21 protein-coding genes and 2 pseudogenes are annotated in these 23,709 nt (G+C 41.4%); 11 read left to right on the forward strand and 12 right to left on the reverse strand.

Translation table 11 applies throughout. The features are described from left to right. Positions 1–261: 261 nt before the first annotated feature. The gene (radA, locus tag A3775_RS04990) at positions 262–1,830 is read right to left on the reverse strand and encodes a DNA repair protein RadA (protein ID WP_066378801.1); all 1,569 of its coding nucleotides are present in this window, start codon (positions 1,828–1,830) and stop codon (positions 262–264) included. A gap of 180 nt (positions 1,831–2,010) precedes the next feature. On the opposite strand from radA, the gene rpaB reads away from it, so the two are divergent. The 5 genes from rpaB to A3775_RS05015 all read left to right on the forward strand — a co-directional run bounded on the left by rpaB (position 2,011) and on the right by A3775_RS05015 (position 5,236). After that, positions 2,011–2,739 carry a response regulator transcription factor RpaB gene (gene rpaB, locus A3775_RS04995; protein ID WP_038087821.1) on the forward strand — a complete coding sequence of 243 codons (729 nt, stop codon included), beginning with the start codon at positions 2,011–2,013 and terminating at the stop codon, positions 2,737–2,739. A gap of 119 nt (positions 2,740–2,858) precedes the next feature. Further along, positions 2,859–3,503: a cofactor assembly of complex C subunit B gene (locus tag A3775_RS05000; protein WP_066378798.1), complete on the forward strand. Its 645-nt coding sequence runs from the start codon at positions 2,859–2,861 to the stop codon at positions 3,501–3,503. Between the two features lie 268 nt (positions 3,504–3,771). Beyond that, positions 3,772–4,278: a hypothetical protein gene (locus tag A3775_RS05005; protein ID WP_066378796.1), complete on the forward strand. Its 507-nt coding sequence runs from the start codon at positions 3,772–3,774 to the stop codon at positions 4,276–4,278. A 4-nt stretch (positions 4,279–4,282) separates the two neighbouring features. Then, complete coding sequence (locus A3775_RS05010) at positions 4,283–4,561, forward strand: hypothetical protein (RefSeq protein ID WP_066378794.1); 279 nt, start codon at positions 4,283–4,285, stop codon at positions 4,559–4,561. Positions 4,562–4,717: 156 nt separating this feature from the next. Further along, positions 4,718–5,236, forward strand: coding sequence for a DUF456 domain-containing protein (locus A3775_RS05015; protein ID WP_066378791.1), 519 nt, complete (start codon positions 4,718–4,720; stop codon positions 5,234–5,236). A gap of 9 nt (positions 5,237–5,245) precedes the next feature. On the opposite strand, the gene A3775_RS05020 is transcribed toward A3775_RS05015, so the two are convergent. Together A3775_RS05020 and A3775_RS05025 are read right to left on the reverse strand one after the other, a co-directional pair. Beyond that, positions 5,246–6,040 (reverse strand): superoxide dismutase, encoded by a 795-nt coding sequence (locus A3775_RS05020; protein WP_066378789.1) that lies wholly within the window; start codon positions 6,038–6,040, stop codon positions 5,246–5,248. A gap of 158 nt (positions 6,041–6,198) precedes the next feature. Further along, on the reverse strand, positions 6,199–6,549 hold the full coding sequence (locus A3775_RS05025) for a phage holin family protein (protein ID WP_066378785.1): 351 nt from the start codon (positions 6,547–6,549) through the stop codon (positions 6,199–6,201). 621 nt (positions 6,550–7,170) lie between these two features. Between A3775_RS05025 and A3775_RS05030 the strand changes: the two genes are divergently transcribed. Beyond that, entirely contained in the window at positions 7,171–7,560 is a 390-nt protein-coding gene (locus tag A3775_RS05030) for a hypothetical protein (protein WP_066378783.1), read from the forward strand. 7 nt (positions 7,561–7,567) lie between these two features. Here the strand turns inward: A3775_RS05030 and A3775_RS05035 are convergent, their stop codons facing one another. From A3775_RS05035 to A3775_RS05050, 4 genes and pseudogenes are all read right to left on the reverse strand, one after another. After that, entirely contained in the window at positions 7,568–8,695 is a 1,128-nt protein-coding gene (locus A3775_RS05035) for a site-2 protease family protein (protein ID WP_066378780.1), read from the reverse strand. A gap of 162 nt (positions 8,696–8,857) precedes the next feature. Then, on the reverse strand, positions 8,858–9,985 hold the full coding sequence (locus tag A3775_RS05040) for an HhoA/HhoB/HtrA family serine endopeptidase (protein ID WP_066424098.1): 1,128 nt from the start codon (positions 9,983–9,985) through the stop codon (positions 8,858–8,860). A gap of 44 nt (positions 9,986–10,029) precedes the next feature. After that, the gene (locus tag A3775_RS05045; RefSeq protein ID WP_066378772.1) at positions 10,030–10,506 is read right to left on the reverse strand and encodes a TspO/MBR family protein; all 477 of its coding nucleotides are present in this window, start codon (positions 10,504–10,506) and stop codon (positions 10,030–10,032) included. Between the two features lie 103 nt (positions 10,507–10,609). Then, a pseudogene (locus A3775_RS05050) lies at positions 10,610–10,774 on the reverse strand (CAP domain-containing protein); the annotation flags it as partial. A 206-nt stretch (positions 10,775–10,980) separates the two neighbouring features. Between A3775_RS05050 and A3775_RS05055 the strand changes: the two are divergent. The 3 genes and pseudogenes from A3775_RS05055 to A3775_RS05065 form a co-directional block, all read left to right on the forward strand. After that, positions 10,981–11,292, forward strand: a pseudogene (locus tag A3775_RS05055) (RNA-guided endonuclease TnpB family protein); the annotation flags it as partial. Between the two features lie 598 nt (positions 11,293–11,890). After that, a complete protein-coding gene (gene ltrA / locus A3775_RS05060; protein WP_066424121.1) occupies positions 11,891–13,609 on the forward strand; it encodes a group II intron reverse transcriptase/maturase in 1,719 nt (572 codons plus the stop codon). Continuing rightward, positions 13,602–14,591, forward strand: coding sequence for a transposase (locus A3775_RS05065; RefSeq protein ID WP_231866946.1), 990 nt, complete (start codon positions 13,602–13,604; stop codon positions 14,589–14,591). The genes ltrA and A3775_RS05065 overlap by 8 nt, the downstream gene beginning before the upstream one ends. Here A3775_RS05065 and A3775_RS05070 read toward each other — a convergent pair. Continuing rightward, positions 14,550–14,963: a CAP domain-containing protein gene (locus A3775_RS05070; protein WP_066424100.1), complete on the reverse strand. Its 414-nt coding sequence runs from the start codon at positions 14,961–14,963 to the stop codon at positions 14,550–14,552. The genes A3775_RS05065 and A3775_RS05070 overlap by 42 nt on opposite strands. A 376-nt stretch (positions 14,964–15,339) precedes the next feature. Between A3775_RS05070 and A3775_RS05075 the strand changes: the two genes are divergently transcribed. Then, positions 15,340–16,122 carry an ester cyclase gene (locus A3775_RS05075; protein ID WP_066378761.1) on the forward strand — a complete coding sequence of 261 codons (783 nt, stop codon included), beginning with the start codon at positions 15,340–15,342 and terminating at the stop codon, positions 16,120–16,122. A 78-nt stretch (positions 16,123–16,200) separates the two neighbouring features. Here the strand turns inward: A3775_RS05075 and A3775_RS05080 are convergent, their stop codons facing one another. From A3775_RS05080 to infC, 3 genes are all read right to left on the reverse strand, one after another. Further along, positions 16,201–17,769: a sodium:proton antiporter gene (locus tag A3775_RS05080; protein ID WP_066424101.1), complete on the reverse strand. Its 1,569-nt coding sequence runs from the start codon at positions 17,767–17,769 to the stop codon at positions 16,201–16,203. Positions 17,770–17,845: 76 nt separating this feature from the next. Continuing rightward, positions 17,846–20,875 (reverse strand): hypothetical protein, encoded by a 3,030-nt coding sequence (locus A3775_RS05085; RefSeq protein WP_066378749.1) that lies wholly within the window; start codon positions 20,873–20,875, stop codon positions 17,846–17,848. A gap of 344 nt (positions 20,876–21,219) precedes the next feature. After that, positions 21,220–21,753 (reverse strand): translation initiation factor IF-3, encoded by a 534-nt coding sequence (gene infC, locus A3775_RS05090; RefSeq protein WP_066378745.1) that lies wholly within the window; start codon positions 21,751–21,753, stop codon positions 21,220–21,222. Between the two features lie 382 nt (positions 21,754–22,135). On the opposite strand from infC, the gene A3775_RS05095 reads away from it, so the two are divergent. Further along, complete coding sequence (locus A3775_RS05095; protein ID WP_066424102.1) at positions 22,136–23,059, forward strand: alpha/beta fold hydrolase; 924 nt, start codon at positions 22,136–22,138, stop codon at positions 23,057–23,059. Positions 23,060–23,090: 31 nt separating this feature from the next. Here A3775_RS05095 and A3775_RS05100 read toward each other — a convergent pair whose 3' ends face one another. After that, positions 23,091–23,456, reverse strand: a complete 366-nt coding sequence (locus tag A3775_RS05100; protein ID WP_066378737.1) for a phospholipid-binding protein — start codon at positions 23,454–23,456, stop codon at positions 23,091–23,093. Positions 23,457–23,709: the final 253 nt, after the last annotated feature.

The raw sequence follows: 23,709 nt of genomic DNA on the forward strand, positions 1-23,709 counted from the left end.
GGATTAATCCCTAATTGTCGCAAACGTTCTGCAAGTTGTATTGCTTTTCTTGATTCGCAAAATTAGGAGCAAATAAAGCTAGTCATAATAGAGACGCGATTCATCGCGTCTGTACATGAATGGGCAACTGATATCTTGCACCATTCTCAATAAGCTGAAGGCGATGCACACCTAACAACGTAAAACTACAGCTTTGAGCAACTTCCAAGCAATGCCCAGCCTACAAACATTATTATCAAGAAACAGGTGCAAGATGTGTGTTTACTCGTCTTCGTCTGGCTCGAAATCGCTGTCTTCTAATGTTTGATGGGGGATGGCGGCAATAATCGCGTCAATGACTTTGGAAACTGGTAAAATCTCAATGTTAAGGTCAGGAAATTTCTGACCTTTAGGAACGATCGCTCGTTTAAATCCCAGTTTGGCTGCTTCTTTTAGCCGCAGTTCCATTTGAGACACGGCTCGCACTTGTCCCCCTAACCCGACTTCACCAATCAAGACTGTACCCGGATCAACTATGCGATCGCGGAAACTCGCTACAATGGCGATCGCTATTCCTAAATCTACGGCTGGTTCTTCTACATTTAACCCCCCAGCCGAAGCTACGTAAGAATCTAATTTCGACATCGGAATCCCTACCCGCTTTTCTAACACGGCGAGAATCTGCACTAATCGGTTATAATCTATACCAGTCCCAGCCCGTCGCGGTGAGGGATAACTCGTAGGACTGACTAAGGCTTGTAACTCTACTACAATCGGGCGTGTACCTTCACAAGCCACTACAATCGCTGTTCCTGGTGCGGGATCATCACGATTACCTAAAAATAACTCACTGGGGTTAGGTACTTCTCGCAAACCATGTTGCACCATTTCAAAAATACCGATTTCGTGAGTCGCACCAAAACGGTTTTTGACAGTTCTTAACAAGCGGTGGGAGGCAAAGCGATCGCCTTCAAAATACAATACTGTATCTACTAAGTGTTCTAAAACTTTCGGCCCGGCGATCGCTCCTTCTTTAGTGACGTGTCCGACAATTAACATGGTAATATCTTCATGTTTTGCCACTTTCATCAACGCCGCCGTGCATTCCCTCACCTGCGCTACCGAACCCGGTGCAGATGTTAACGCCGGAAAAAACACTGTTTGAATACTATCAATCACCGCCACATTTGGTTTTAGGGAATCGATTTCCCGCAAAATCTCTTCCAAATCTGTTTCTGGTAATATGTACAAATCTGCGCCTATACCTTCAGAGGCTTCTGGTTGCTGTTGATTTTCGGCTGTTGTTTCCTCTGTTGGTTTTGATTCAGGTGTGTCTTCTGTTGTATTATCCTGAGCATCTTCCTCTATACTACAAGGCTTGGAGACACCTAAACGTGAGGCTCTTAACTTGACTTGCTGTCCTGATTCTTCCCCGGAAACGTAGAGGATGCGATATCTCTGCGCTAATAAATTAGAGACTTGTAACAATAAGGTAGATTTGCCAATACCGGGATCACCACCAATTAACACCATCGAACCGGGAACTACTCCACCACCCAGCACTCGATCTAATTCACCATAACCTGATTCCCAACGGGTGACTTGGCGATCGCTAATTTGGTCAAATGTTAAGGCTGCTCGTGGTTTTGCTGGCTTTGTTGGCGATTTTCCGTTAATCTGAGTGGAATGCCAACCACTGACTCCCCCACGACTGAGTATATCTACGGAAGATTGGATGCTAATCTGTTCTTCTAAAGAATTGTAAGTACCACAATTGGGACACTTACCAAACCATTGGGACGACTCGGCTCGACATTCGTTACAAATGTAAAAGGTTTTGGGCTTTGGCATTCTTAAATCTTAAATAATATGAATTATCTTAATTTTTGCTTAAGTTTTCTTGTAGTTGAAAATCTGATTCATAGCGGCTTTACCGCTTTTTCCAAATTAATAGAGGGAATGATATCTTAATATTATGGTATTAAAAATTAATCATGAAAAATTTTTAGTTGTTAAGGAGCGTTGAGAAACTTGGAAAGTCATAAAGAAAAAATCCTGGTAGTAGACGATGAAGCCAGCATTCGCCGGATTTTAGAAACGCGCCTTTCGATGATTGGCTACGATGTAGTCACGGCTGGTGATGGAGAAGAAGCTTTAGACACGTTTCGCAAAGCTGATCCTGATTTAGTGGTTTTGGATGTGATGATGCCAAAACTCGACGGTTACGGTGTTTGTCAAGAGCTACGTAAAGAATCGGATGTACCGATTATTATGTTAACAGCCTTGGGAGACGTAGCCGACCGCATCACCGGGTTAGAATTAGGTGCTGATGACTATGTAGTTAAACCCTTCTCACCCAAAGAGTTAGAAGCGCGAATTCGTTCAGTCTTAAGACGGGTAGACAAAACTGGCGCGTCTGGTATCCCTAGTTCTGGGGTAATTCATGTTGGTAATATCAAAATTGATACTAACAAGCGGCAAGTCTACAAAGGTGATGAACGGATTAGATTAACAGGCATGGAGTTTAGTTTACTAGAGTTACTGGTCAGTCGCTCTGGTGAAGCCTTTTCTCGTTCGGAAATTTTGCAGGAAGTTTGGGGATATACACCAGAACGTCATGTTGATACTCGTGTAGTTGATGTACACATATCCCGCTTACGGGCAAAATTAGAAGATGATCCCAGTAACCCAGAGTTGATACTCACCGCACGCGGTACAGGTTATTTGTTTCAACGGATAATTGAACCAGGAGAAGAGTAAAAAGTTCTTAAGCGGAGGAAGCGGAGGAAGCGGAGGAAGCGGAGGGAGAAAAATTTTTACCCAGTCAACCGTCAACCATCAACCTTCCCCAATGACTAATGACTAATGACTAATGACTAATGACTAAATCTGATCCCAATCGAGTTTTACGGCGTTTACCTTTGGTAGTTGGTGGGCTAGGCGCAACCCTGTTGTTGATTAATCGCTTGTTAACACCGGAACTTACAGATTCCCAAGCGCGGGGTGATGTGCTGGGTGTAATTTTGAGTGCAGTGCTAATTTTAACCGGGTTAATTTGGCAACAAGTACAGCCGCGATCGCCTGAAGCTGTAGAATTAATTGGTGAAGAAGGTTTTGTGTTAGCACCTGATTTACCAGAAGCCGTGAAAACAGAATTAGCCTGGGCTTCGCATTTACTTTTAACTAATACGGTAACGCGATCGCTCGTAGTTTTCTATCAAGGTAAAGTTTTGTTACGTCGCGGCATTCTGGGCAAAAAATCAGAAGTAGTTCCCGGCGCAATTGTTAAACGGGTGTTAGAAAAACAACAGCCTGTTTATTTGGTAGCGTTAAATGTCTACCCAGGCAGATTTGAATTTGATTATTTACCAGAAAATACACAAGGGGTAATTTGTCAGCCTCTGGGTAATCAAGGTGTATTGATTTTAGGAGCAAATGCGCCTAGAAGTTACACAAAACAAGATGAAAACTGGATATCTGGGATTGCTGATAAATTAGCAGTTACTCTCGCAGAACATTATTGAAGGCAGATGGACGCAGATAAACGCGGATAAAGACAGATAAGTGCAACTTCACATCAGGGAACACCTGTTAGTAGGGTGCGTCAGTATGAATATTTTCTTGGTATGGCTAGGGTTTCTCGTACTGACGCACCCTACATTTTGGATTATGTTTTGATTCAGGTATTATTTTATATACATATATTTAAACGTTAGTTAATATACAAGGGACATAAATAACCTGTACAATACGGGTAAAACAATTTACCAAGTATTGAAAGGAAGCGTCAACATGAAATTGCAGTCAGTATCCCTTAGTATTGGCGTAGGTGTTCTCAGTAACTTAATTTCAGTCACTCCAGGTCTGATATTCAATTCCCCCCAAGTTGTTGCTCAAGAAGTTAGCTCATCTTGTCCTTTGCCGGCTGAAATTGCTGTTACTTTCGAGAACTCTAAATGTGAGGCTGTAAAACTCAATGAACCTCAAACTTTTTATCGCTACTATAGTAGCAGTGGCAACAAATATGGTAGGTATCTCACAACTAATAAATATGAGAAAAATACAGAAGTAATTAGGAATTTAGCTCTCAATCAATCTTGGGGGAATCAAGCCACTATGCGGCTAAAAGTGACTTTACCAGCAGGAACAACAGTTTATAAAGGCACTGTCGCACCTCAAACACCCGCATTATGCTATCCCGGTGGTGGTCAACAGACCTTTATTGAATCTACCAGAGATCCCAATATTAAATGGTCTGAGGACGGCAATATGGCTGTAGAAGATTTTACTTGTGAATAAATTTATGGCAACTCCAACAGAAAATTTTATCAAGCTCATCGACAAATCGGTTGAAATTGCTGAACAGATGCGTCATCACTCTGGACACTCACAGCGTTTAAATAATCTGATCAGTGTTCTCGAATCTGTTAAACACAAGACAATCAATGGTCAGCTTGAACCATCAGCAGGACATTCAACTCTTGGTCTAGCGCGGGAGGTGGCTGATTGGATTGATTCTTTGGATGCGCCATTACTCAAAGCTGTGGGTGCGGTAGAAGCATATTATCAACAATACTTTTAAATCTACCCATAGCCTGTTTTATTGAGTATTATCTTTGTCTAATTACTACTTTCTTTTAGAGTAAGGGGTAAGATATCTGACGATAATACTCAATATTTAAGGTATAAGAATCATTGCCAAATTAAAAACCCCAACTGCTGACACTCATTAAGAATTATGCAAATTATTTATTGGCTACTTGTGGCTTTGATGGTTGTAGGTATTATCGGTGCTGTAGTACCTGCTATACCTGGAACGAGTTTAATTTTAGTGGCAATTATTATCTGGGGAATTGTCAGTCATTCCTTTGTAGCTATTAAAATCCCTTTGATTGTGACAGCGATTGTTTTAATTTTGAGTATTGGCGTTGATTTTTTAGCTGGTTATTGGGGAGCAAAACAAGCTGGTGCTAGCAAGTGGGGACAAATTGGTGCATTTGTCGGGTTCTTGCTAGGGTTTTTCGGATTACTACCAACTTTACCTGTGGGTGGCCCGTTGTTGGGGATTTTGTTCGGGCCGTTGTTAGGTGCAATTATTGCCGAGTATATTTATTGTCGGCAATTAGGATTGGCAATTAAGGCTGGTGTGGGTATTGTGGTGGGAACAGTAGTAGGAAATTTGATTCAGGGATTATTAGCGATCGCTTCTGTAGCAGTGTTTGTTTATACAACTTGGCCGCAAGTGTTTGCTGGTTAGAAAATCGGATTATGATTGCTTTAATGAAAGTTGCGATCGCTTGTTAATTTCTGGCCAATTAACTACATTCCACCAATTATTTAAATACTCCCCGCGACGGTTGCGATATCTCAAATAATAGGCGTGTTCCCAAACATCATTGCCCATAATCGGATATGAACCTTCCATGATGGGGTTATCCTGATTAGCAGTAGTTGTAATTTGTAATTGTCCCTGGGGATTACGCACTAGCCAAACCCAACCACTACCGAAGCGGCTAGCACCAGCTTGGTTAAATTGTTGTTTAAATTGATCAAAGCTGCCAAAAGTTGTGTTAATTTCTTGCGCCAGTTCTCCTGTAGGTTCTCCACCACCTTCAGGACTCATGATTTGCCAAAACATTGTATGGTTTAAGTGTCCTCCGCCATTATTGCGTACCTTCGTCCGAATATCTTCCGGTACACTGTTCAAATCCCTCAGTAAACTTTCCACGCTTCTTTTTTGGAGATTCTGGAAATTTTTCAACGCATCATTGAGATTGTTCACATAAGCAGCATGATGCGCGTCATGATGCAATTTCATCGTTTCTGCATCAATGGCTTTACTCAACGCTGTGTTGTCATAAGGTAATGGCGGCAACTTGGCAGGAGAAGCACTTAGTTCTTTGTCAGTGTAAGCTACGGGTAGAGAAGAATAGGCAGCAGTTGATGAAGCGGTGGCAGTTTCCGACTCAGCAGTGGTAACTGTATCACAAGCCATTAACAGAGTTGACAGCAAAACAACTGTTAGCAATAAAGCAAATGTTTTTTGCAAATACTTCAACATCAAGTAATACCTCAAAATCAAGATTTTAATTGGTTGACAAGATTGATTTTCTCTGATCTCATCCGACAAATCAATCGGTGTATGGGAACTTTCAAAGCCCAGAAAGCTGAGGAAGCGCAGGAGAACAACTCATGGCTAATGACTAACTGCTGCAATTGTTATGTCAATGGTGACAAAATACTTAAAAGAATAGAATTAATAATTGCCAAAGCTATAGAACCGATTAATGCGCTCCAAAAACCCCAGCGCAGACGAAAGCCTTCTACTAAATAGGCTGCTAAGGCAAAAATTATTGCATTCAATACGAAAAAGAATAATCCGAAAGTCAGAAGAATAAATGGGAAAGTTAGCACACTCAGAATCGGTAAGAGTAAGGCGTTCAAAATTCCGAAAACAGCAGCTGCGATCGCCGCTTTCCCAAAACCATCAATTTCAATCCCTAATGGTAGCCTGGAAATAATTAAAAAGCTGATGCTGGTAACTAGCCAAGTTAAAATCAGGTTGAGCATAACAATGATTGCTTACACTATTTTATTAATTTACTAATTTTAAAATAATCATCCTCTGCTTTTGCCTTTTATGAGGATTATTACCGTGAACACCCTAAATTAATCACTTTCAGTTTAGTCAAGTTTATTATCATCCAAAATCCTTATTTTTATCAGCTTTTAATTTTCTATCTTTTTGCCACAAATTACAATTTGTCTGGACTTTTTAGTTGATTTAAACTTCTCTTACTTGCAAATTCTAGCACATAAATAATCAGAGAAAATTTATGTCTTAAATATATTCCTTTGGATATATAAATAAATCATGCAAGCAAAACTATTGGCAGAGATGGAACATATAGAGTTTTGCTAAACCTATATATAATTGAATTATTATTAAAGCTTCAGTATGAATAAATTAATAAGCTAGTTAGGGTAATGACTACATAAGCCAAATGTTAAGGTTTAAATACACAGCCATTCATCATAAAGCCAAATTTTTCTCTATAAAAAAATAATAGATTATTTCACGCTGTTTTTAGCATATATTCTCACAGACACATGAAATATTTTGCTCATAAAACAACACGCATTTTTCACAAACATTCAACTTGTCAATATATATAACTCAGGCTAATCAATATGTCATTTAATCAAGGAATGCACAATAAATTAACATTGAATCAATCTATCAAGCAGGTGATTCAGAATGAAGTTAAAAACAACCAACCGCAAGTTAATAACTTAGACATACCTAATATAGCTATATCCTTAACTCCTATCGGTTTAGTTTTTAGTTGGGTGATATTTTTCCTGATCTTGCGAAAAATCAGGTCGATTTTAGAATATAAGATGGTAGAGACAGTTAAAGGAATAAATCAATTACCTTGTAGAAACTGTCGATTTTATGCAAATAACCACTATATGAAGTGTGCTGTGCAACCTTCTATTGTGATGACAGAAGAAGCTAAAGATTGCTCGGATTATTCCCCCAAAAATGATAAATTCTCTCCTAAAAATATTTTTAAATAAGAGATACTTAAGTAACCTCACCAAATTCTCGTCGTCGCTGTAGCCAGTTAGCTATATCATTAGCGGTGATAATACCTTTGAGCAAACCATTTTGAGTGACTAACACGCGCCGCACCCCTGAATCTTGCATTTTTTGTAGTACCTGAGTCATCTGTTCTTCTGGGCGCGTGGTTACTCCTTGTTCTGAGGGAATCATAGTTTCTTTAACAGTGCGGTACATCCATTCTTCTCGCGGGATATCCTTCACCTGATTTAAAGTAATAATTCCTATCAGGTTATCATTTTGAATGACTGGAAAAGATTGATAGCGACGACTGAGAAAATATTTATCCACTAATTCTTGGAGTGTTAAGTCAGCGTTGACGGTTTCTGGATAGGGTGTCATCACTTCTCTGGCTCGTACTCCTTCTAAACTGGTACGTAGCAAAATTTCCTCATAACTAGCAGTGGCGGCGTTATTCAAAAACCAACCAATCAGGATAAACCAGAGTCCGCCTATAATTGCACCAGCGAACATTTGCAACAAACCAACCGCAATCAGGCAATAACCAAGCCATTTTCCGCCTGTAGAAGCAACTTTTGTCGCTGTTTTGATGTTACCCGTGTATTTCCACACTAGAGAACGAAAAACACGCCCGCCATCTAAAGGAAATCCGGGTAACATATTAAAAATAGCCAATGCCAAGTTAATAGAGGCTAAATAAGAAGTCACACCATTAACTACAACGCTCCACCCTGCATTTTTACCTACATACCACAACACACCAAATAAGGCAGCAAGTACCACACTAATCAGAGGCCCAATTCCGGCAATTTGAAACTCATCGCCTGGGGTTTCTGCATCCATGCGAGTGCGGGAAACTCCACCAAAAATAAACAGCGTAATTCCCTCTACAGGTATGCCTTTAGCTCTAGCTACAAACGAGTGAGAAAGTTCATGAGTGAGTAATGAAACGAAAAACAGCAATGTTGCTACTATACCCATCCCAAAATAAGTAGCATTGCTTAATCCGGGATAATTTTCTGGAAATAAACCCGCGCTTAAAGTCCAGAGAACGAGAAAGAATATGAGCAACCAAGACAAATCTATTCGGATTTCAAACCCGAAAATCGAACCTATGCGAAAGCCTTGCATAACTTGTTATTGTTTCCAGCAATTTGAGTGAAAAAGCTTAACGCTAAATCACCAAAAGCATAGACAATGGTAATTATTGTTGCCTCTAGCAAATGATAGAAAGGTGTTAATCAGATATGCACCCGAAGAAAGATGAGAACTTTTGTGTTTTATTTGCTGGCTTTAAGTTGGTTCTTTTTGGGGTAAAGCGGCGGGTCGGATTGTAATTGTTTGCTGATTACCATTACGATTGATAGTCAATGGGATAGCATCACCAATTTTGGTGGCTTCTACTTGTTGTTGTACTTGCTGTGTATCTGTGATAGCAACGCCATCAATACTTTCGATAATGTCACCAGGACGCAAGCCGGCACGAGCAGCCGGAGAATTACGGGCAACTCCCAGAATAATTACACCTGAATCTTGGTTAATTTTCACGCCAGCATCACTCTGATTAATTTTTGATTGCAATTCAGGTGTCAATTGAGCCATTTGAACGCCAATGTAGGGGTGATCTACTTTGCCTTTGGTGGCTAGTTGTGTGGCGATACGTTGCACTGTATTAATGGGAATCGCGAAACCTAAGCCTTGCGCTCCTCGGATAATGGCGGTATTCATGCCAATAACTTCGCCTTGACTATTGAGCAAAGGGCCGCCAGAGTTGCCGGGGTTAATAGCGGCATCGGTTTGGATAAAGTCAACGCGCTCGGCTGGTACACCTAAATCCGCGACGGAACGCTGAGTAGCACTGATGATGCCTTGGGTGACGGTGTTATCTAGTCCGAGGGGATTACCAATAGCGATCGCCCACTGTCCTGGTGTCAGATTATCAGAGTTACCTAATTTTACTACTGGTAAGTCCGAGGCTGGAATTTTGACGACGGCGACATCTGTAACCCGGTCAACTCCTAAAACGTCACCTTGAACACGACGACCGTCTTTTAATAATACGGAAACATTATCCGCACCTGCGACTACATGAGCATTGGTAAAAATTAATCCGTCAGCACTGGTAATAAACCCGGAACCTATACCCCGTTGTACTTGTTCTTGACTGGGCAAATCTTCCCCAAAAAACCGCTCTAATACAGGATTAGGGGATACGGATACGGTGCGAGTGGCATCAATTCGCACTACTGCGGGGCCTACCTGCTGAACAACTCGTGTTACATAGTTAGGATCTGTGGGATTATGGGGAATTAGTGGTTGGTTTGCTGGTAAGGATTGAGTATTCCTAGCTCCTGGAGTGGCAATACATCCAGTTATCAAAAAAGCTAGGTACAGTGCAGGTTGTAGAACAAGTCGTTTCATGGTTTTGGCGGTGGCTTACACAGTTTTTTTTGTGGTGCAATCTTTTAACCAGCTACGCCAGGATTGAGTTGCAGTAATAACCAAGTTAAGTATGTACCGAAGGGGCCCCAGAGAGCATAGGGCAGGAACAGCCAAGCGGCTGTTTGTGAGATGGGTTTGACGATAAACGCCAAGATATAGACGAGAAGGGTAGCTACTCCACCAATAATGATTCCACCTGTGAGACTGCGAAGTTCTACTACGATGGGGCTGTAAGCGGATGTGAGTAGAGCGATCGCCGCGTAAATCATCATTAAATTTCCAGGTCTAAAACCTTGTTTTGTGCGTTTTTCCCAGACAATAATCGCTGAGATGGTGAGACAAGCCCAAATTAACGTCCAAATAAATGGGATGATTAACTCAAAAGTTAACCAGTCGGGACGTTGCAAGTTCTGAAACCAAGGATCGCGTAATGAGGTAAACAGGCTACCACCAAAAAATAATGCTGCTGAAACTGCTGTAATTATCCATTTAGCTTTCACGATGGTTTCCTGTTAAAGTGGCCTGATATTTGCAGTGTAGATAATTTCAGGCGATCGCTGCACCTATCTGGGGATGAGAGTAAAATCTTTCCTACCCTCCTCCCTAAAACGGAAATGGCAGTAAAAATAATTGAGTAATGTAGTATTTATCACCTTCTTGCCAGACTCCTACACCTGTTTGAGTGAATATGGGACGCAGAATATTGTCTCGATGTCCGGGACTTTTCATCCAGCCATCAATGGCGGTTGGTACTGGTTGAGGTATATTTTCACCTATTTCCGTAAGGAGGCTCACACGCTCACCCGATAGGGTCAGTGTCGAGAGGAATTGCGGGGGAAAAGCGAAACATCCCTTGACCAATACTGAGCGTGAGCGAAGCTAGGGAGAGGGATAGTGGAGCTTTTCCCAAATAAATCTTTGATACAACACGATTGTTTTGATGTATTATGTTCATCTGTGATTAGGTCGAAGTCATGGAACAAGTATTGACGCTAGTTTGCAAACTCAACCCCTCTCAAAAACAAGCAGAAGAAATCGAACTGGTATTGAAAGCTTTTGAGTCGGCGTGTAATTACGCTAACCAAAAAGTTAAGCCTCAGATAACCAGTAAGACTACTATTCAAAACATGGTCTATAACGAGATTCGTGCTTTGTTTGGGTTGAGTGCAAATTTAGCTGTGCGTGCTTGCGCTAGGGTTGGGGCTAATCGCAAAGCTGCCAAACAAAAAGACAAGCCGGTTAAAGCATTCAAGCCAACATCGGCTGATTATGATGCCAGGATTTTCGTGCGATTCGTTGGGTAGAAACTAACCCTGAAATGGGTGGAGGATTACCCGTAAGGAAACTGAACCTTGACAACTGAGAGTTTCATGTAGGTGAAAGACCTACCGCGCAGGTGCAGCGTTGACGGCACACAGAGCATGGTTATAAACCATGTCCCCCAGGGTAGCGACTAGCCATCAATCCCTGAAGCGGGGGTGAAAGGCGGCTCTACTTCAAGCCCATGTAAGTACCCGTCGAGCGAAGCGTCCATGAGTAAGGTAACTGAATCTACGTTAGAACCATCGTTATGGTAAACCAGCGAAATCAGGCTGACACGCTGGAGACAAAAGTCAGAGGATAAAGGGGTTGGCAACTGAAAATTTGACCAATCTGCACTCCCAACAAACCCGGTGGAAAGTGGAACTCTAAAGACACATAGTATGAACTCTCAGAACGAAGTAACCATTCGTATGCTCTCAGTCAGGTCGATGATTGAGTAGGTGCTAACCGGATGCTGCGAATTGGAAAGATTGAGTCAGAAGCGAACGCCCTGAGTAATGCCAGGGATATGCAGACGGACTCACAATAGTGCAGATTGTAGAGGTACAAGTAGTAGTAAATATGTCTAAAACGAGTTTAAAGACTACGGTGGAATGGAAAGACATACCCTGGAAGAAAATTGAAAGGGTGGTTTTCAAGCTACAAAAGCGCATCTACAGAGCTTCAAATCGTGGTGATGTAAAAGCAGTTCGTAGACTCCAGAAGATGTTGATGAAGTCCTGGTATGCAAAGTTGATTGCGGTTCGCAGGGTGACTCAGGATAATACAGGCAAGAAAACGGCAGGAGTGGACGGGGTAAAGTCTCTATCCCCAGCAGCACGTTTGCGTCTTGTAAAAGAATTAAAACTGAGTTCTAAGGTCAACCCAACTAGGCGAGTATGGATTCCCAAGCCCGGTACGGATGAGAAAAGACCTTTAGGTATACCCACAATGAAAGACCGCGCACTGCAAGCACTTGTCAAACTGGCGTTAGAACCAGAATGGGAAGCGCGATTCGAGCCTAATAGTTTTGGGTTTCGACCAGGACGCTCATGTCATGATGCGGTTGAAGCAATCTTTAACGCCATCCGGTATAAAGCCAAATATGTGTTAGATGCCGACATTGCTAAATGCTTTGACCGTATCAACCACAAAGCACTGCTGAGAAAATTAAATACATTCCCTACCCTTCGCCATCAAATAAAGGCTTGGTTGAAAGCGGGAGTGATGGATGGTAAGCAGTTGTTTCCAACACTTGAGGGTACTCCGCAGGGTGGGGTCATATCTCCACTATTGGCAAATATAGCCCTCCACGGGATGGAAGAACGGATTAAACAATTTGCGGAAACCTTACCAGGTAGCAAGAGGGATAACCGAAACTCCCTAAATCTAATCCGATACGCCGATGACTTTGTGATTCTTCACGAAGATATAACCGTTGTCCAAAAGTGCAGAGAAATAATCTCTGAATGGTTAAATGATATGGGATTGGTACTAAAGCCAAGCAAAACAAAACTGGTTCATACACTTAAACAATACCAACAAGAAAAACCAGGGTTCAATTTCCTGGGGTTCACCATCAAACAATATCCCGTAGGAAAATATCAGACGGGAAAATCAACTAACGGTGAAAAACTTGGCTTTAAAACTATCATCACCCCAAGTAAAGAGAAGCTTAAGATACATTACGACCGAATCGCGGAAGTCATTACGGCTCATAAAGCTGTGTCGCAAGCGACACTGATTAAGCATATAAACCCCATTATCAGGGGATGGGCTAACTATTACGCGACTGTAGTAAGTAAGGTAGCTTACACAGATTTAGATAACCTTGTGTATCAAAAGCTGGTTGCTTGGGCAAAACGCCGCCACGCGCGAAAATCGTGGGAATGGATTAAAAACAATTATTGGCACACTATAGGCGGCGATAATTGGGTATTCGCAACCAGGAAAGAAGGTAAAAATCCTCTTCGGTTACTTGACCATGCCGACTTTCCCATAGTTCGTCATGTAAAAGTTAAAGGCGAATCGTCTCCATACGACGGCAACCTGATTTACTGGAGTACAAGATTGGGAAAAAGTCCTGAAATGCCAATGAGGGTGACTACACTACTTAAACGGCAAAAGGGTAAATGCGCTTACTGCGGATTGTATATTCGTGAAAACGATGTGTTGGAAGTTGACCATATCATCCCTAAATCGCAAGGTGGAAAGGATGATTATAAAAATCTTCAACTTCTACACAGACATTGCCATGATACTAAGACAGCTAGAGATAGCAGTACCTTGAAGTATGTGTGACAAACACTACATTATTGAGGAGCCGGATGAGGTGAAAGTCTCACGTCCGGTTTTGAAGACCAACGGGATTGGTGACAATCTCGTTGAGTTTAATTCATTTAGAGAGAAAGACTGGACTGTTAGCCTCACTTTGATGAATGGCAGAGAACATATCAAAATTGATGCTGGTAATTATCAAAGAGGTAAATTAAAAGGTAGAAAACCTACATCAGCGCAGCTATGTAAACATCGTGATGGCAACTACTACATCCACATTCAAATTAAAGATGAAGCACCAGAACCAATCAAATCAACTAATGTAATTGGTGTTGATTTTGGAAGGCGAGACATTGCTGTAACTAGCAATGGCGATAAATGGGATGGAAAGCAAATCAACGATGCTAGAGACAAGTTTTCTAGAGTGAGAGGTTCTCTCCAGAAAAAAGCTACGAAAGGCACAAAGTCAACTAGACGTAGAGCTAGAAATATCTTGAAACGGCTGTCGGGCAAGGAGAGAAGATTTCAACAATGGTTAAACCACAACATTAGCAAGTCCATTATTCAGGACGCATTAAAAAATCATGCAGCATTGGCAATTGAAGACTTAACGGGTATTCGTGAAAGAACTAACCAGAAGCCAAGAAGTAAAACAGAACGTAGACGTTCAAACTCTTGGTCTTTCTATCAATTAAGGTCTTTTTTGGAATACAAAGCCATCCGATTTGGAGTAGAAATAATTGCTGTTCCTCCCGCTTGGACAAGTCAAACTTGCCATCAATGCCTACATATTGGATTGCGTTCTGACAAGAGTTTCAAATGTACTAATGAAGCTTGTTCTTGGAGTGGGGATGCCGATGATAACGGTAGCAAAAATATATCTGCTATTGGGGCTGTTTTTGTAAACCAGCCCAGAGGCTCGAACTGTTTGTGTTGCCATCTCAGCACAGACAGTTCAGGGCTACTAAAAGCCCACACTGACCCTGAGCGGGTACAGTGTGGGTAGTTTACTCATGAATAAGTTCTCACCGACTGCGGTGTAAAGAATACCGTCTTTTAGCACTCTTTCCTGTGGTGTACTACCGTCTGCACCAGTATGGCTAAAGAAGTTTTTTTGTGCCATTTGGCGACTATATTTACGGGCTACTTGCGCTAAATTTTGATGATCTTTTAATGGTTGAAGACCATTTTTTTGTCGTACTTGGTTAATTTCTTGGCGAATCTCTGCCTCTATTTGGGCGGTTGTGGCAGATTTAGGAGATAGTGACGGTTGTGGTGGTTGCCTAGATGGTAATTGTTTGGTGACTTGTTCACACCCAGTAGATAATAGGGCGATCGCTACCCATACTAAACATAGTTTTTGAGTTAAGTAATTCATCTCAAAATATAAATAAACTATTAGTTATTTTTTAGTTATTATGATTACAGTTTTATATAATAACTGGTGCATTAACGCAGTGTAACACAACCTACCAGTTTCATATTTATTTTATGATATTCCTGTTAAAAATGTAAATAAATCCTTGCCAAAATTTATCTAAAATTACTATATTAATCACCTTTTTTTGTACTGACTTGCATAATACTAAAAGATGCAAGTCGATATATTTGAAAATCTCTGACGCTACAAAACAATCAGAGATGAAATCTACAAAAAGCTGTATAACTAGCTGCAAATTCTAAGGGTTATCGCTGCGTAATTCTGAGGTTGATCATGAATTTCCAGTCATTTCGTCATTTTCCCGTAGGCATTTATGATTTTCATTGACATCAGTAAGCTTAATCTTTGGGTACAAGATAGAGAGACATTTCTGCAATACAGCAATAATATCGATTGGCGTTATGGACAAAAGCCAGACATTACCAAATCTCATCAAAGTTTAACCCCAGAAAGAACCAAGAATCATCCTGAAAATTCCTTGGAAAGATTGGTACAAAATTTATTGCTGAATTTTGAAATTGAGGCGAATTTTAAAACCAATCCGGCGCAGTGGCTTTCTGTTGTGCAAGATAAGTTTCGCATGAGTACCAATGCTGGTTATGGCTACACCATCACAGATTTAATTAATTCTGGTACTTATAAACTATTTATCGGCAACACAAAACATTATACAGCTACTGAGGAGAAGTTTGTCATCTCAAATCCTCTCTTAAATCTGGCATTTCCTGATGGTTTTTTATGGGAAGTTGTGGAAGTTTATTCTAGTTTGCCAACTATTGTTGTGAAATGGCGACAGTGGGGAAGATTTAACGGTGCATATAAAGACTATGCACCAACAGGTGAAACTATTGAAATCATCGGTACAAGTGTGATTCATGTCAACGAGAACTTCAAAATTCTGGCGTTGGAACATTATTACGACAATAACCAGTTGCTAGAACAGCTTAAATCTGGTGGTAAATTACCAAAAGTTGAGCAACCACAGCAGCAAGTAGAAGGTAGAAACACTACTCTTTCTATATTGCGAATTTTATGGGGTTGGATGAAGAAACTTTGGTCATGGGGAAAACTAATCAAAAACTTTAGATTTCGCTGAAAGTGGTTCATCTTGATGATGGTGACTGGGTACTGGGTGAAAGTTATTTTACCCTGCACCCTTGTCTCTTCCTAACCTCTAGGTTAAATGTTTCTCTTGTTGCAAAACATTTTCTAGCATAGGTGCTAATTCTTTATTTAATCGGCCTGATTTGACAAATTCTGCATAGGTATCGGCTTCAATTGCTAGTAGTTTCTCTCGAAACTTTTCACTGGTAAAATTTTGGAGATTGGGATGCTCATTTTGTAATTTGTCAATTTCTAGGAGCAAATCTTCAATTTCACCTTTGATCAGTTGCCCTTGGTAACGAACAAACTCTGGATTAACGCCGGGATGTGCTTCTGTTTGGAGATATTGCAAAACTCTTTCTAAGGCCAGATGACGAGCCACCATTTCTAAATATTCTTCTTTTAGGGGTGCATCACCTAGTAAATTGAGCTTTTTGACTAGCGGTTTAATAGTTAATCCTTGAACGAGGAGAGTAAATAGAACTACTCCAAAGACGATAGCAATGATTTTTTCTCGTTGTGGTAAAACTGTTGGTACACTCAAGGCTAAAGCTATAGAGACAGAACCGCGTAACCCACCCCACCACAGGATAGTTTGTTCGGGTAGAGAAATATCTGATTTGGTGATGGTGGTACTAAAGTAGCTGAGAATCCAAAGGGCGATCGCGCGCATTAAAATCATTGCTGCTACTGTCAACCAAATCGTGTCTAGATTTTCTCCTAAACTAGCGAAGCGTATTTGATCGCCGATTAGCAAAAATACAATGGAATTCACAAAAAACGCTAAAAACTCCCAAAATTCGGAGACAATAATCCGGGTGCGGGGATTCATCCCAATGCGAGAACCAAAGTTACCTAAAATTAAACCTGTGGTGACAACTCCAATCACCCCAGAACCACCCAAGTCTTCGGTAATCAAATAAGTACCATAAGCCGATACTAAGGTCAGAGATTGTTCTACCATTGGTAAATCAAAGCGTTGGGTGAGGTAAGAAATACCATAGCCAATCAAGCCTCCCACCGCTAAACCAATACCGACAACTTGAAATAATTCCAGCACGACAGGCTGAAATCCTAATTTAGCATTTCCTAAAGGCAAGGCTACCAAAAAACCAAAGGCAACTACTGCCATGCCATCATTAAATAAGCTTTCACCTTCCATGAGGGTGACTAGGCGTTTACTTACACCTAATTCCCGAAATAAAGCGGTGACGGAAACAGGATCAGTTGCAGACAAACTCGCACCGATGAGTAAAGCTGTAGTTATCGATAATCCCGCGAGTTGATGCAATCCAATTGCTACCCCAGCGATGGAAATTAAGACTCCTAACACCGCATACAGACAAATGGGGACAAATTCCTGCTTTAAGTCTCCCCATTTGAGATTCCATGCCGCTTCAAATAATAGGGGGGGTAAAAAAATGAACAGAATTAAGGCTGGGGAAAGTGTGACTAAACGCACATCCACCAACGCCAAACCTAAACCTACTATTACCAGTAGTAATGTGTAGGGTATCTGACGAAACCAACTAAATATTTGGGGTAGAGTCGCCACCCCTAAAGATACCGACAGAACTAAAAGAAACTGCTTGAGATTAGAGGCGATCGCTTCTTCTGCAATTGCTGATTCTATTACCATAAGAAAATTCCTGGTAGAATTCTGCACTATTCTCATCTGAACATTTTCCCAGGAATGATGCAAACGGACGTTTTGATTAAGCTTTGATAGTTTGTGAGTCTGGGGAAATTTCTCTGGTGGTGTTTTGGATTAATTCCTGTACTTGTGCTGCTACTAGAGGATGAGAATCTTTTTGCAGATAGGGTAGAAGTTCTTGAAGCACACGTTGGGAAACCACATTTAAATAAGCGATCGCTGCTTCTCGCACAAAGGCGGTAGGATGGTGTAAAGCTAACAAAATCTCTTCAATTGTCAGGCGAATCCGGTTAACTTGAGCAAAATGGAAACAGCAAGCCAAGCACCAATCAGAGAGAAAATTCCCCAAGGCAAGCATTCGGCGTAGTCTATCACCGATTGCTAACTGTTGATATTCGATCAGTCCAGTTTCAATTAAATAATGTAGCTTTTCTTGGGGCGATCGCTGATCTAAAATATTCAACAATAATGATTTTGTGGGTAAATTCACTGTATGCTCTAAAATTTCCAACCCCCGTGCTAAGTTTACCCCAGACTCAGACCGTAAATTAAACGCCGCAGCTTGCATTTTTTCTGGTGAATACAATAGTCGCAACAGCAGCAATAATCTTTCTCTCACATCCCATTCTATTTCTTGCAATGCCCGTTGCAGCAACTCATGAATAATCACAACTCGCTGGTTAGTAAGATGATTATTGTAAGTTAAATGAGGTTGTAAATCTAGATAAGCCGCGTAAATTTCACCTAAAAATCGTAGTTCCTGATCAATTAAAATTTCTACTCGACTGTGCTGGAATTTATCTACTAAATTAGTAATTTCTGATTGCTTTTGGATTTTCAATAAACTACGAAGAATATGATATCTAGTCGCACCCCAGGAAGATTCTAGATGTAACCATAAACTTTCTACTGCTTCTGAAGTTGAGATTTGCGCTATTGTCCGCCAAGCATACATCCGTAATACTTCTGGTTTGTAAACGTCGGTAGCCAGTTGTAGCAGCATATCTAAGGCTTCATTTTCCATTTTAATCAAGGCACGCATCGCCGTGGCACGGGTGGATTTGTAATATAGTGCTTTCAGCAATGCTGGATAATATTCTTCCATGCGAGTGGCGGCAATCATTTCTAAGACAGCGCAGCGTACCCGCAAAGATTCATCTTGCAATAAGTTGGGAATGTGAATCCTTAATGCTTGTAGATAAACAGCTTCTCTTAAAGCTTTGACTCCATTCATCCGTTCTTGTTCTTGTTTGTGTGTCAGCATCCGTCGCAGGGTTTTGGTTGCTGCTACTTTTTGCATTGGTGTTCCTTGACGTAGTAGCACAGCCGCCGCCGTGGCACGAATGAGTGAATGGTGTCGTGAGTGTAAATATTCTTCTAGGAGGCTGAGATTAGGATTAGCTTCTGCTAGCCAGACATAACGCAAGGCTAAAGCGAACACTTCTGGATTGACAACCCCCGGAGGACGTTCTAATAACCACCGCACTTCTGAGACATATTCAGCCTTAGCACCGGCTGCTAGCATCACTTCTAAACTGTGACGCTGCAAATCGGGAGCTAACTTATAAAGTAATCCGGCTAAAATTTCGGCTGCACCTTGGGGATCAATTTGGGCTAACAGTTCAATGCAAGAGTGTTTATCGGTGGTGTTACCTTTTTCTTCTAACGCTTTGACTACGCCTTGTTTAAAGGCACGTAATCCGACTTTGGCAGCACTTAATTCACCACGTTCAGCACTTAAGACTAGCAAATCAACATAACGCGATCGCAATCCCCAAACTACTTTTAAACAGGCAGCAGCTACTATAATTGTTTCGGCAATAAATACCCATTTTTGGCTAGATAAAGGGAGAAAACGCCCGCAAATTATCAAGGTAATTAAAATTACTAAGCCAGCCAAACCGGTGGCGATCGCTTCGGCTGTACCTCCAGATAATGTCTGCGTCCGGCTGCGAATACGTTCGGGGATGGGTTGATATAATACCGGGCTACTACTAATGACAAAGGTATAACGTAGCAATTCGTCTACAAATTTCAGCCCCACCAGTCCCCAGAAAAAAGTCAGGGATTTGACTCCCATGAAGAAGTGCAACACAGCAATCAAACCTGGGATGACAAAGCCGACAGCTACAGGTAACAGCGCAGCACTAAAAAACACCCCAAAGCGTTCGATTAATCGGCTAGACAAAAACCATTGGGTGGCTAGTTCACACAGTCCGACAATGCCACCAAATAAACCTAAAAAGCTGGCGAGTTCTTTGTCACCTAAATTTAGCTTGAGTTCTTGCAGGTACTGAAAATCAATTAACAAGCCAATAACTTGTAACAACCCTACAAAGGCGAATAAATACCATGTATAGCGTTTAATTGGTGTTTCCAGACGACGATGGCGAGAGGCTTGTTCTTGGGGTAGGATACGTTGTGGTGCATCAGGAAAGGCTTCTCGATAGTGATGACTCAAGTAGGCGAGAATTGCAGAACCAAAGATAATGACGGCACAGGCAATCATGATCACGCGATTGAGTCGGGCAAATTGTAACAACCAAGGTAAACTAAAGCCACTGATGACATCTGCTACCAATAAACCACTACTTACCAGTGGGTAAGTGCGCTTAATCTCGCGGATATTGAATAATTGGTTGGCAACAATAGAAGTATTCAGGTCATTAACTACATACAGGGAATCTACCCACAACCTGAGTAGAAATACTACGATTACTGAAAATAAAGAAACTTGTATTCCCCAACGTAACAAGACTAAAAAAATTAACGGCATCACCATACAAGGTGCGATCGCTACTACCACCCAACGCAAGGGAAAAATCTTTTGCAACCAAGAATATAAAAACACCAGTGCCATACCCATACCAGCACTAGCTATATACATCCAAGGTAGCGGCCCGGCTCCATATTCATCCAAAAACAGGGCAACTGTACTGTCTTCCGCCCATCGCAACCCCACAGACACAGTAGTGTAGAAGGCAAACAACATCCCAGTCCGTTCGCCTTCCTCTGGTCTTAAATTCACCCACTTAAGGAGTTGTGTTAGCCAACTCTGATTTACAGCCAATGAGCGATTTTTCAATTCCATGTTTATTTTCTGATGTCATCACCGCATTTAGGAGATATGGAGGAGTCAGGGGAGTGGGGGGAGATGAGGGAGTGGGGGGAGATAAGGGAGTGGGGGGAGATAAGGGAGAAATAGGAAAACTTTTACTTCCTCCCCCTCATCCCCCACCCTGCGGGAAGCTAAAGCTACATCCCCCTCATCCCCTCATCCCCTCATCCCCTCATCCCCTCATCCCCTAAAAATGGCAAAAGCCCTGAACAACTGAGTATTATGTTTCCCACTCAGCGTTCAGGACTATCAGTTTTTCATCAAATTCAACGACTATTAAGCCGTTGTAATATTTTTAATAGTGGATAAATCGAAGACTATTTTTTCGGCGACAACAGCATCATCATGTTTCGCCCTTCTTTTTTCGGTGCTTGCTGCACTTCCGCGAATGGCTCCAAATCAGTCGCCATACGTTTGAGTAAAGTTTCTGCTAGATCACTGTGTTGAATTTCTCGACCCCGGAACATAACAGTCGCTTTGACTTTATCTCCATCCTTTAAGAAGCGTTCTGCTTGCTTCACACGCACATTATAGTCGTGTTCTTCAATTTTGTAACGCATCTTCACTTCTTTAACATCGGCTGTATGCTGCTTCTTCCTGGCTTCCCGCGCCTTTTTCTCTTGCTCAAACTTATATTTCCCGTAGTCCATGATCCGACAAACTGGCGGGTCAGCCTTGTCACTGAGCAGCACTAGATCCAGCTCCTTTTCTTCTGCTAGTTGCAGTGCTTCCTGTGGAACCATAATTCCGAGTTGGGAGCCGTCAGTGTCAATGACTCGAATTTTTGGGAAGCGAATTCTTTCGTTAATTTGGGGCAGATCGCGAGTTCTTTTTTTCTCAATCACAGGCATTATGATTTTTGGGAGCTCTTTTTTAAGTAGGTAGCTTGGACTTGATGAACTTGGACTTGATTGTTGTGCATTGTAAGCACAACACTAAAGTAACTGAGGACTTCATAAAGAGTCTATAGTTTTAATTTAGCTAGTCCATAGAGTAGTTAGTTATCTCTGTATTTGTTATTCTACTCATTCTCTGAGAGATTCTCTGCAATAGTTAACTTAAATCACACAACCTAGAGAATAGTTAACTATTGTAACAATTATTTTTCAATTTGGTAGTCTATAACTCCTCAGTATGTTTTCCCTAAATCGCTGATTTTGGCAACATACATCTAGCCAGACTTTTTAAGATAGGAGTTATGAGCATTGCAATATTTATCAATCGGAGACAAGTGTGACTACTACAGTAAATTGGCAGCAAAGAGTTGGTAATCAAAGGGACTGGGTGTGGCGTGGCTGGCAAACTCGTTATACTTACATTCGTCCCCGTCAAAATTACCAGAAGACAACGCCTTTGATTCTACTCCACGGCTTCGGTGCTTCTATTGGTCATTGGCGACATAATTTAGAAGTTTTAGGTGAGTATCATACAGTATATGCTCTGGATATGCTGGGCTTTGGTGGTTCAGAAAAAGCTCCAGCTAACTACAGCATAGATTTGTGGGTAGAGCAGGTATATGATTTTTGGCGAACTTTTATTCGTCAACCAGTGGTACTGGTGGGTAATTCCAATGGTTCTCTTGTTTCTTTGGCAGCTGCATCCGCCCATCCAGAAATGGTGCAGGGAATAGTGATGATGAGTTTACCTGATCCCTCCTTGGAACAAGAAGCTATTCCTGTGTGGTTGCGTCCTGTGGTTAGGACAATTAAAAATATTGTAGCTTCGCCACTGGTGTTAAACCCTGTGTTTCGTTTTGTCCGTCGCCCAAGCGTGCTGCGACGCTGGGCTGGTTTGGCTTATGCTAATCCTGAAGCAGTCACAGACGAATTAATAGAGATTTTGGCTCACCCTCCCCAAGACAGGGGTGCTGTCCGTGCTTTTAGTGCCTTGTTTAAAGGAGCGATCGCTGTTAATTTTAGTCCTAGTGTGAAAGCACTGTTACCCAACATCAACATTCCCATGCTGTTAATTTGGGGTCAAAAAGACCGATTTGTGCCTCCGATGTTGGCTAATCAATTTGTTCAGTACAACGAGAAATTACAATTGCTCAACTTAGAAGATGTAGGTCATTGTCCCCATGACGAATGTCCAGAACAAGTTAACCAAGCCATTTTAGATTGGATTAACCAATGTCTGAAAAGTTCCTCACATCGCTGATCTACTAGGAAAAGCAAACATTGAGAACTGTTTAGCCAATCTTAACTTGAGTGGTGTCAACTGCGGCAGTACCCTGTACAGACCGGGCTACAGAAATCATTTTATTCAAAATTTCTTGGTTAGGAACTTGACCTTTTAAGACGACTGTGCTGCCAGTCTGCGCTACCCATAAAGAATTGATATCATCCAATTGTGCATCTTGATCAAATGCCAATGCTACCCTCTTGGCTAAACCACTTTGATCATATTCTCCATTCAATCCTATACGCTCTGGTGGAATTGATTGAGTAGCTGTAGGCGCAGTAGTCGTACCAGCAGCTTGTGTAGCTTGCGGAGTCGGATTAACTTCGGCATTTTGCGGTTTTTCCATGCCAAACAGTCTTTTTAACCAACTCATAAATCTTTTCTCCTCAGCTAAAGTTGACAACTTTACTTAAGATAAGAGTTTGAGCAATATTTCACATCTACCGATCAAAAGATATTTATTCTCATTAGCTTCTGCTACCAGAATGATTTGATCACAACTTTTTGCGGGAGAGTATTGTAAAACTTCGCCGAATTTATAAACAAATATAGTCATTTCTTCCAGAAAAGTCAGCGAAAAATACCTATACAGGCTTTCTCTAGTAAAGGGAACTGAGCGAGAATGT

It is taken from the genome of Anabaena sp. 4-3, from assembly GCF_001597745.1.
Taxonomy (GTDB): Bacteria; Cyanobacteriota; Cyanobacteriia; order Cyanobacteriales; family Nostocaceae; genus Trichormus.

Coding starts and splice junctions, on each gene's coding strand:
- radA (WP_066378801.1), bottom strand. CDS start 1,830: ATGCCAAAGCCCAAAACCTTTTACATTTGTAACGAATGTCGAGCCGAG.
- A3775_RS05000 (WP_066378798.1), top strand. CDS start 2,859: ATGACTAAATCTGATCCCAATCGAGTTTTACGGCGTTTACCTTTGGTA.
- A3775_RS05005 (WP_066378796.1), top strand. CDS start 3,772: ATGAAATTGCAGTCAGTATCCCTTAGTATTGGCGTAGGTGTTCTCAGT.
- A3775_RS05010 (WP_066378794.1), top strand. CDS start 4,283: ATGGCAACTCCAACAGAAAATTTTATCAAGCTCATCGACAAATCGGTT.
- A3775_RS05015 (WP_066378791.1), top strand. CDS start 4,718: ATGCAAATTATTTATTGGCTACTTGTGGCTTTGATGGTTGTAGGTATT.
- A3775_RS05020 (WP_066378789.1), bottom strand. CDS start 6,040: ATGTTGAAGTATTTGCAAAAAACATTTGCTTTATTGCTAACAGTTGTT.
- A3775_RS05025 (WP_066378785.1), bottom strand. CDS start 6,549: ATGCTCAACCTGATTTTAACTTGGCTAGTTACCAGCATCAGCTTTTTA.
- A3775_RS05030 (WP_066378783.1), top strand. CDS start 7,171: ATGTCATTTAATCAAGGAATGCACAATAAATTAACATTGAATCAATCT.
- A3775_RS05035 (WP_066378780.1), bottom strand. CDS start 8,695: ATGCAAGGCTTTCGCATAGGTTCGATTTTCGGGTTTGAAATCCGAATA.
- A3775_RS05040 (WP_066424098.1), bottom strand. CDS start 9,985: ATGAAACGACTTGTTCTACAACCTGCACTGTACCTAGCTTTTTTGATA.
- ltrA (WP_066424121.1), top strand. CDS start 11,891: ATGTCTAAAACGAGTTTAAAGACTACGGTGGAATGGAAAGACATACCC.
- A3775_RS05065 (WP_231866946.1), top strand. CDS start 13,602: ATGTGTGACAAACACTACATTATTGAGGAGCCGGATGAGGTGAAAGTC.
- A3775_RS05070 (WP_066424100.1), bottom strand. CDS start 14,963: ATGAATTACTTAACTCAAAAACTATGTTTAGTATGGGTAGCGATCGCC.
- A3775_RS05075 (WP_066378761.1), top strand. CDS start 15,340: ATGATTTTCATTGACATCAGTAAGCTTAATCTTTGGGTACAAGATAGA.
- A3775_RS05080 (WP_066424101.1), bottom strand. CDS start 17,769: ATGGTAATAGAATCAGCAATTGCAGAAGAAGCGATCGCCTCTAATCTC.
- A3775_RS05085 (WP_066378749.1), bottom strand. CDS start 20,875: ATGGAATTGAAAAATCGCTCATTGGCTGTAAATCAGAGTTGGCTAACA.
- infC (WP_066378745.1), bottom strand. CDS start 21,753: ATGCCTGTGATTGAGAAAAAAAGAACTCGCGATCTGCCCCAAATTAAC.
- A3775_RS05100 (WP_066378737.1), bottom strand. CDS start 23,456: ATGAGTTGGTTAAAAAGACTGTTTGGCATGGAAAAACCGCAAAATGCC.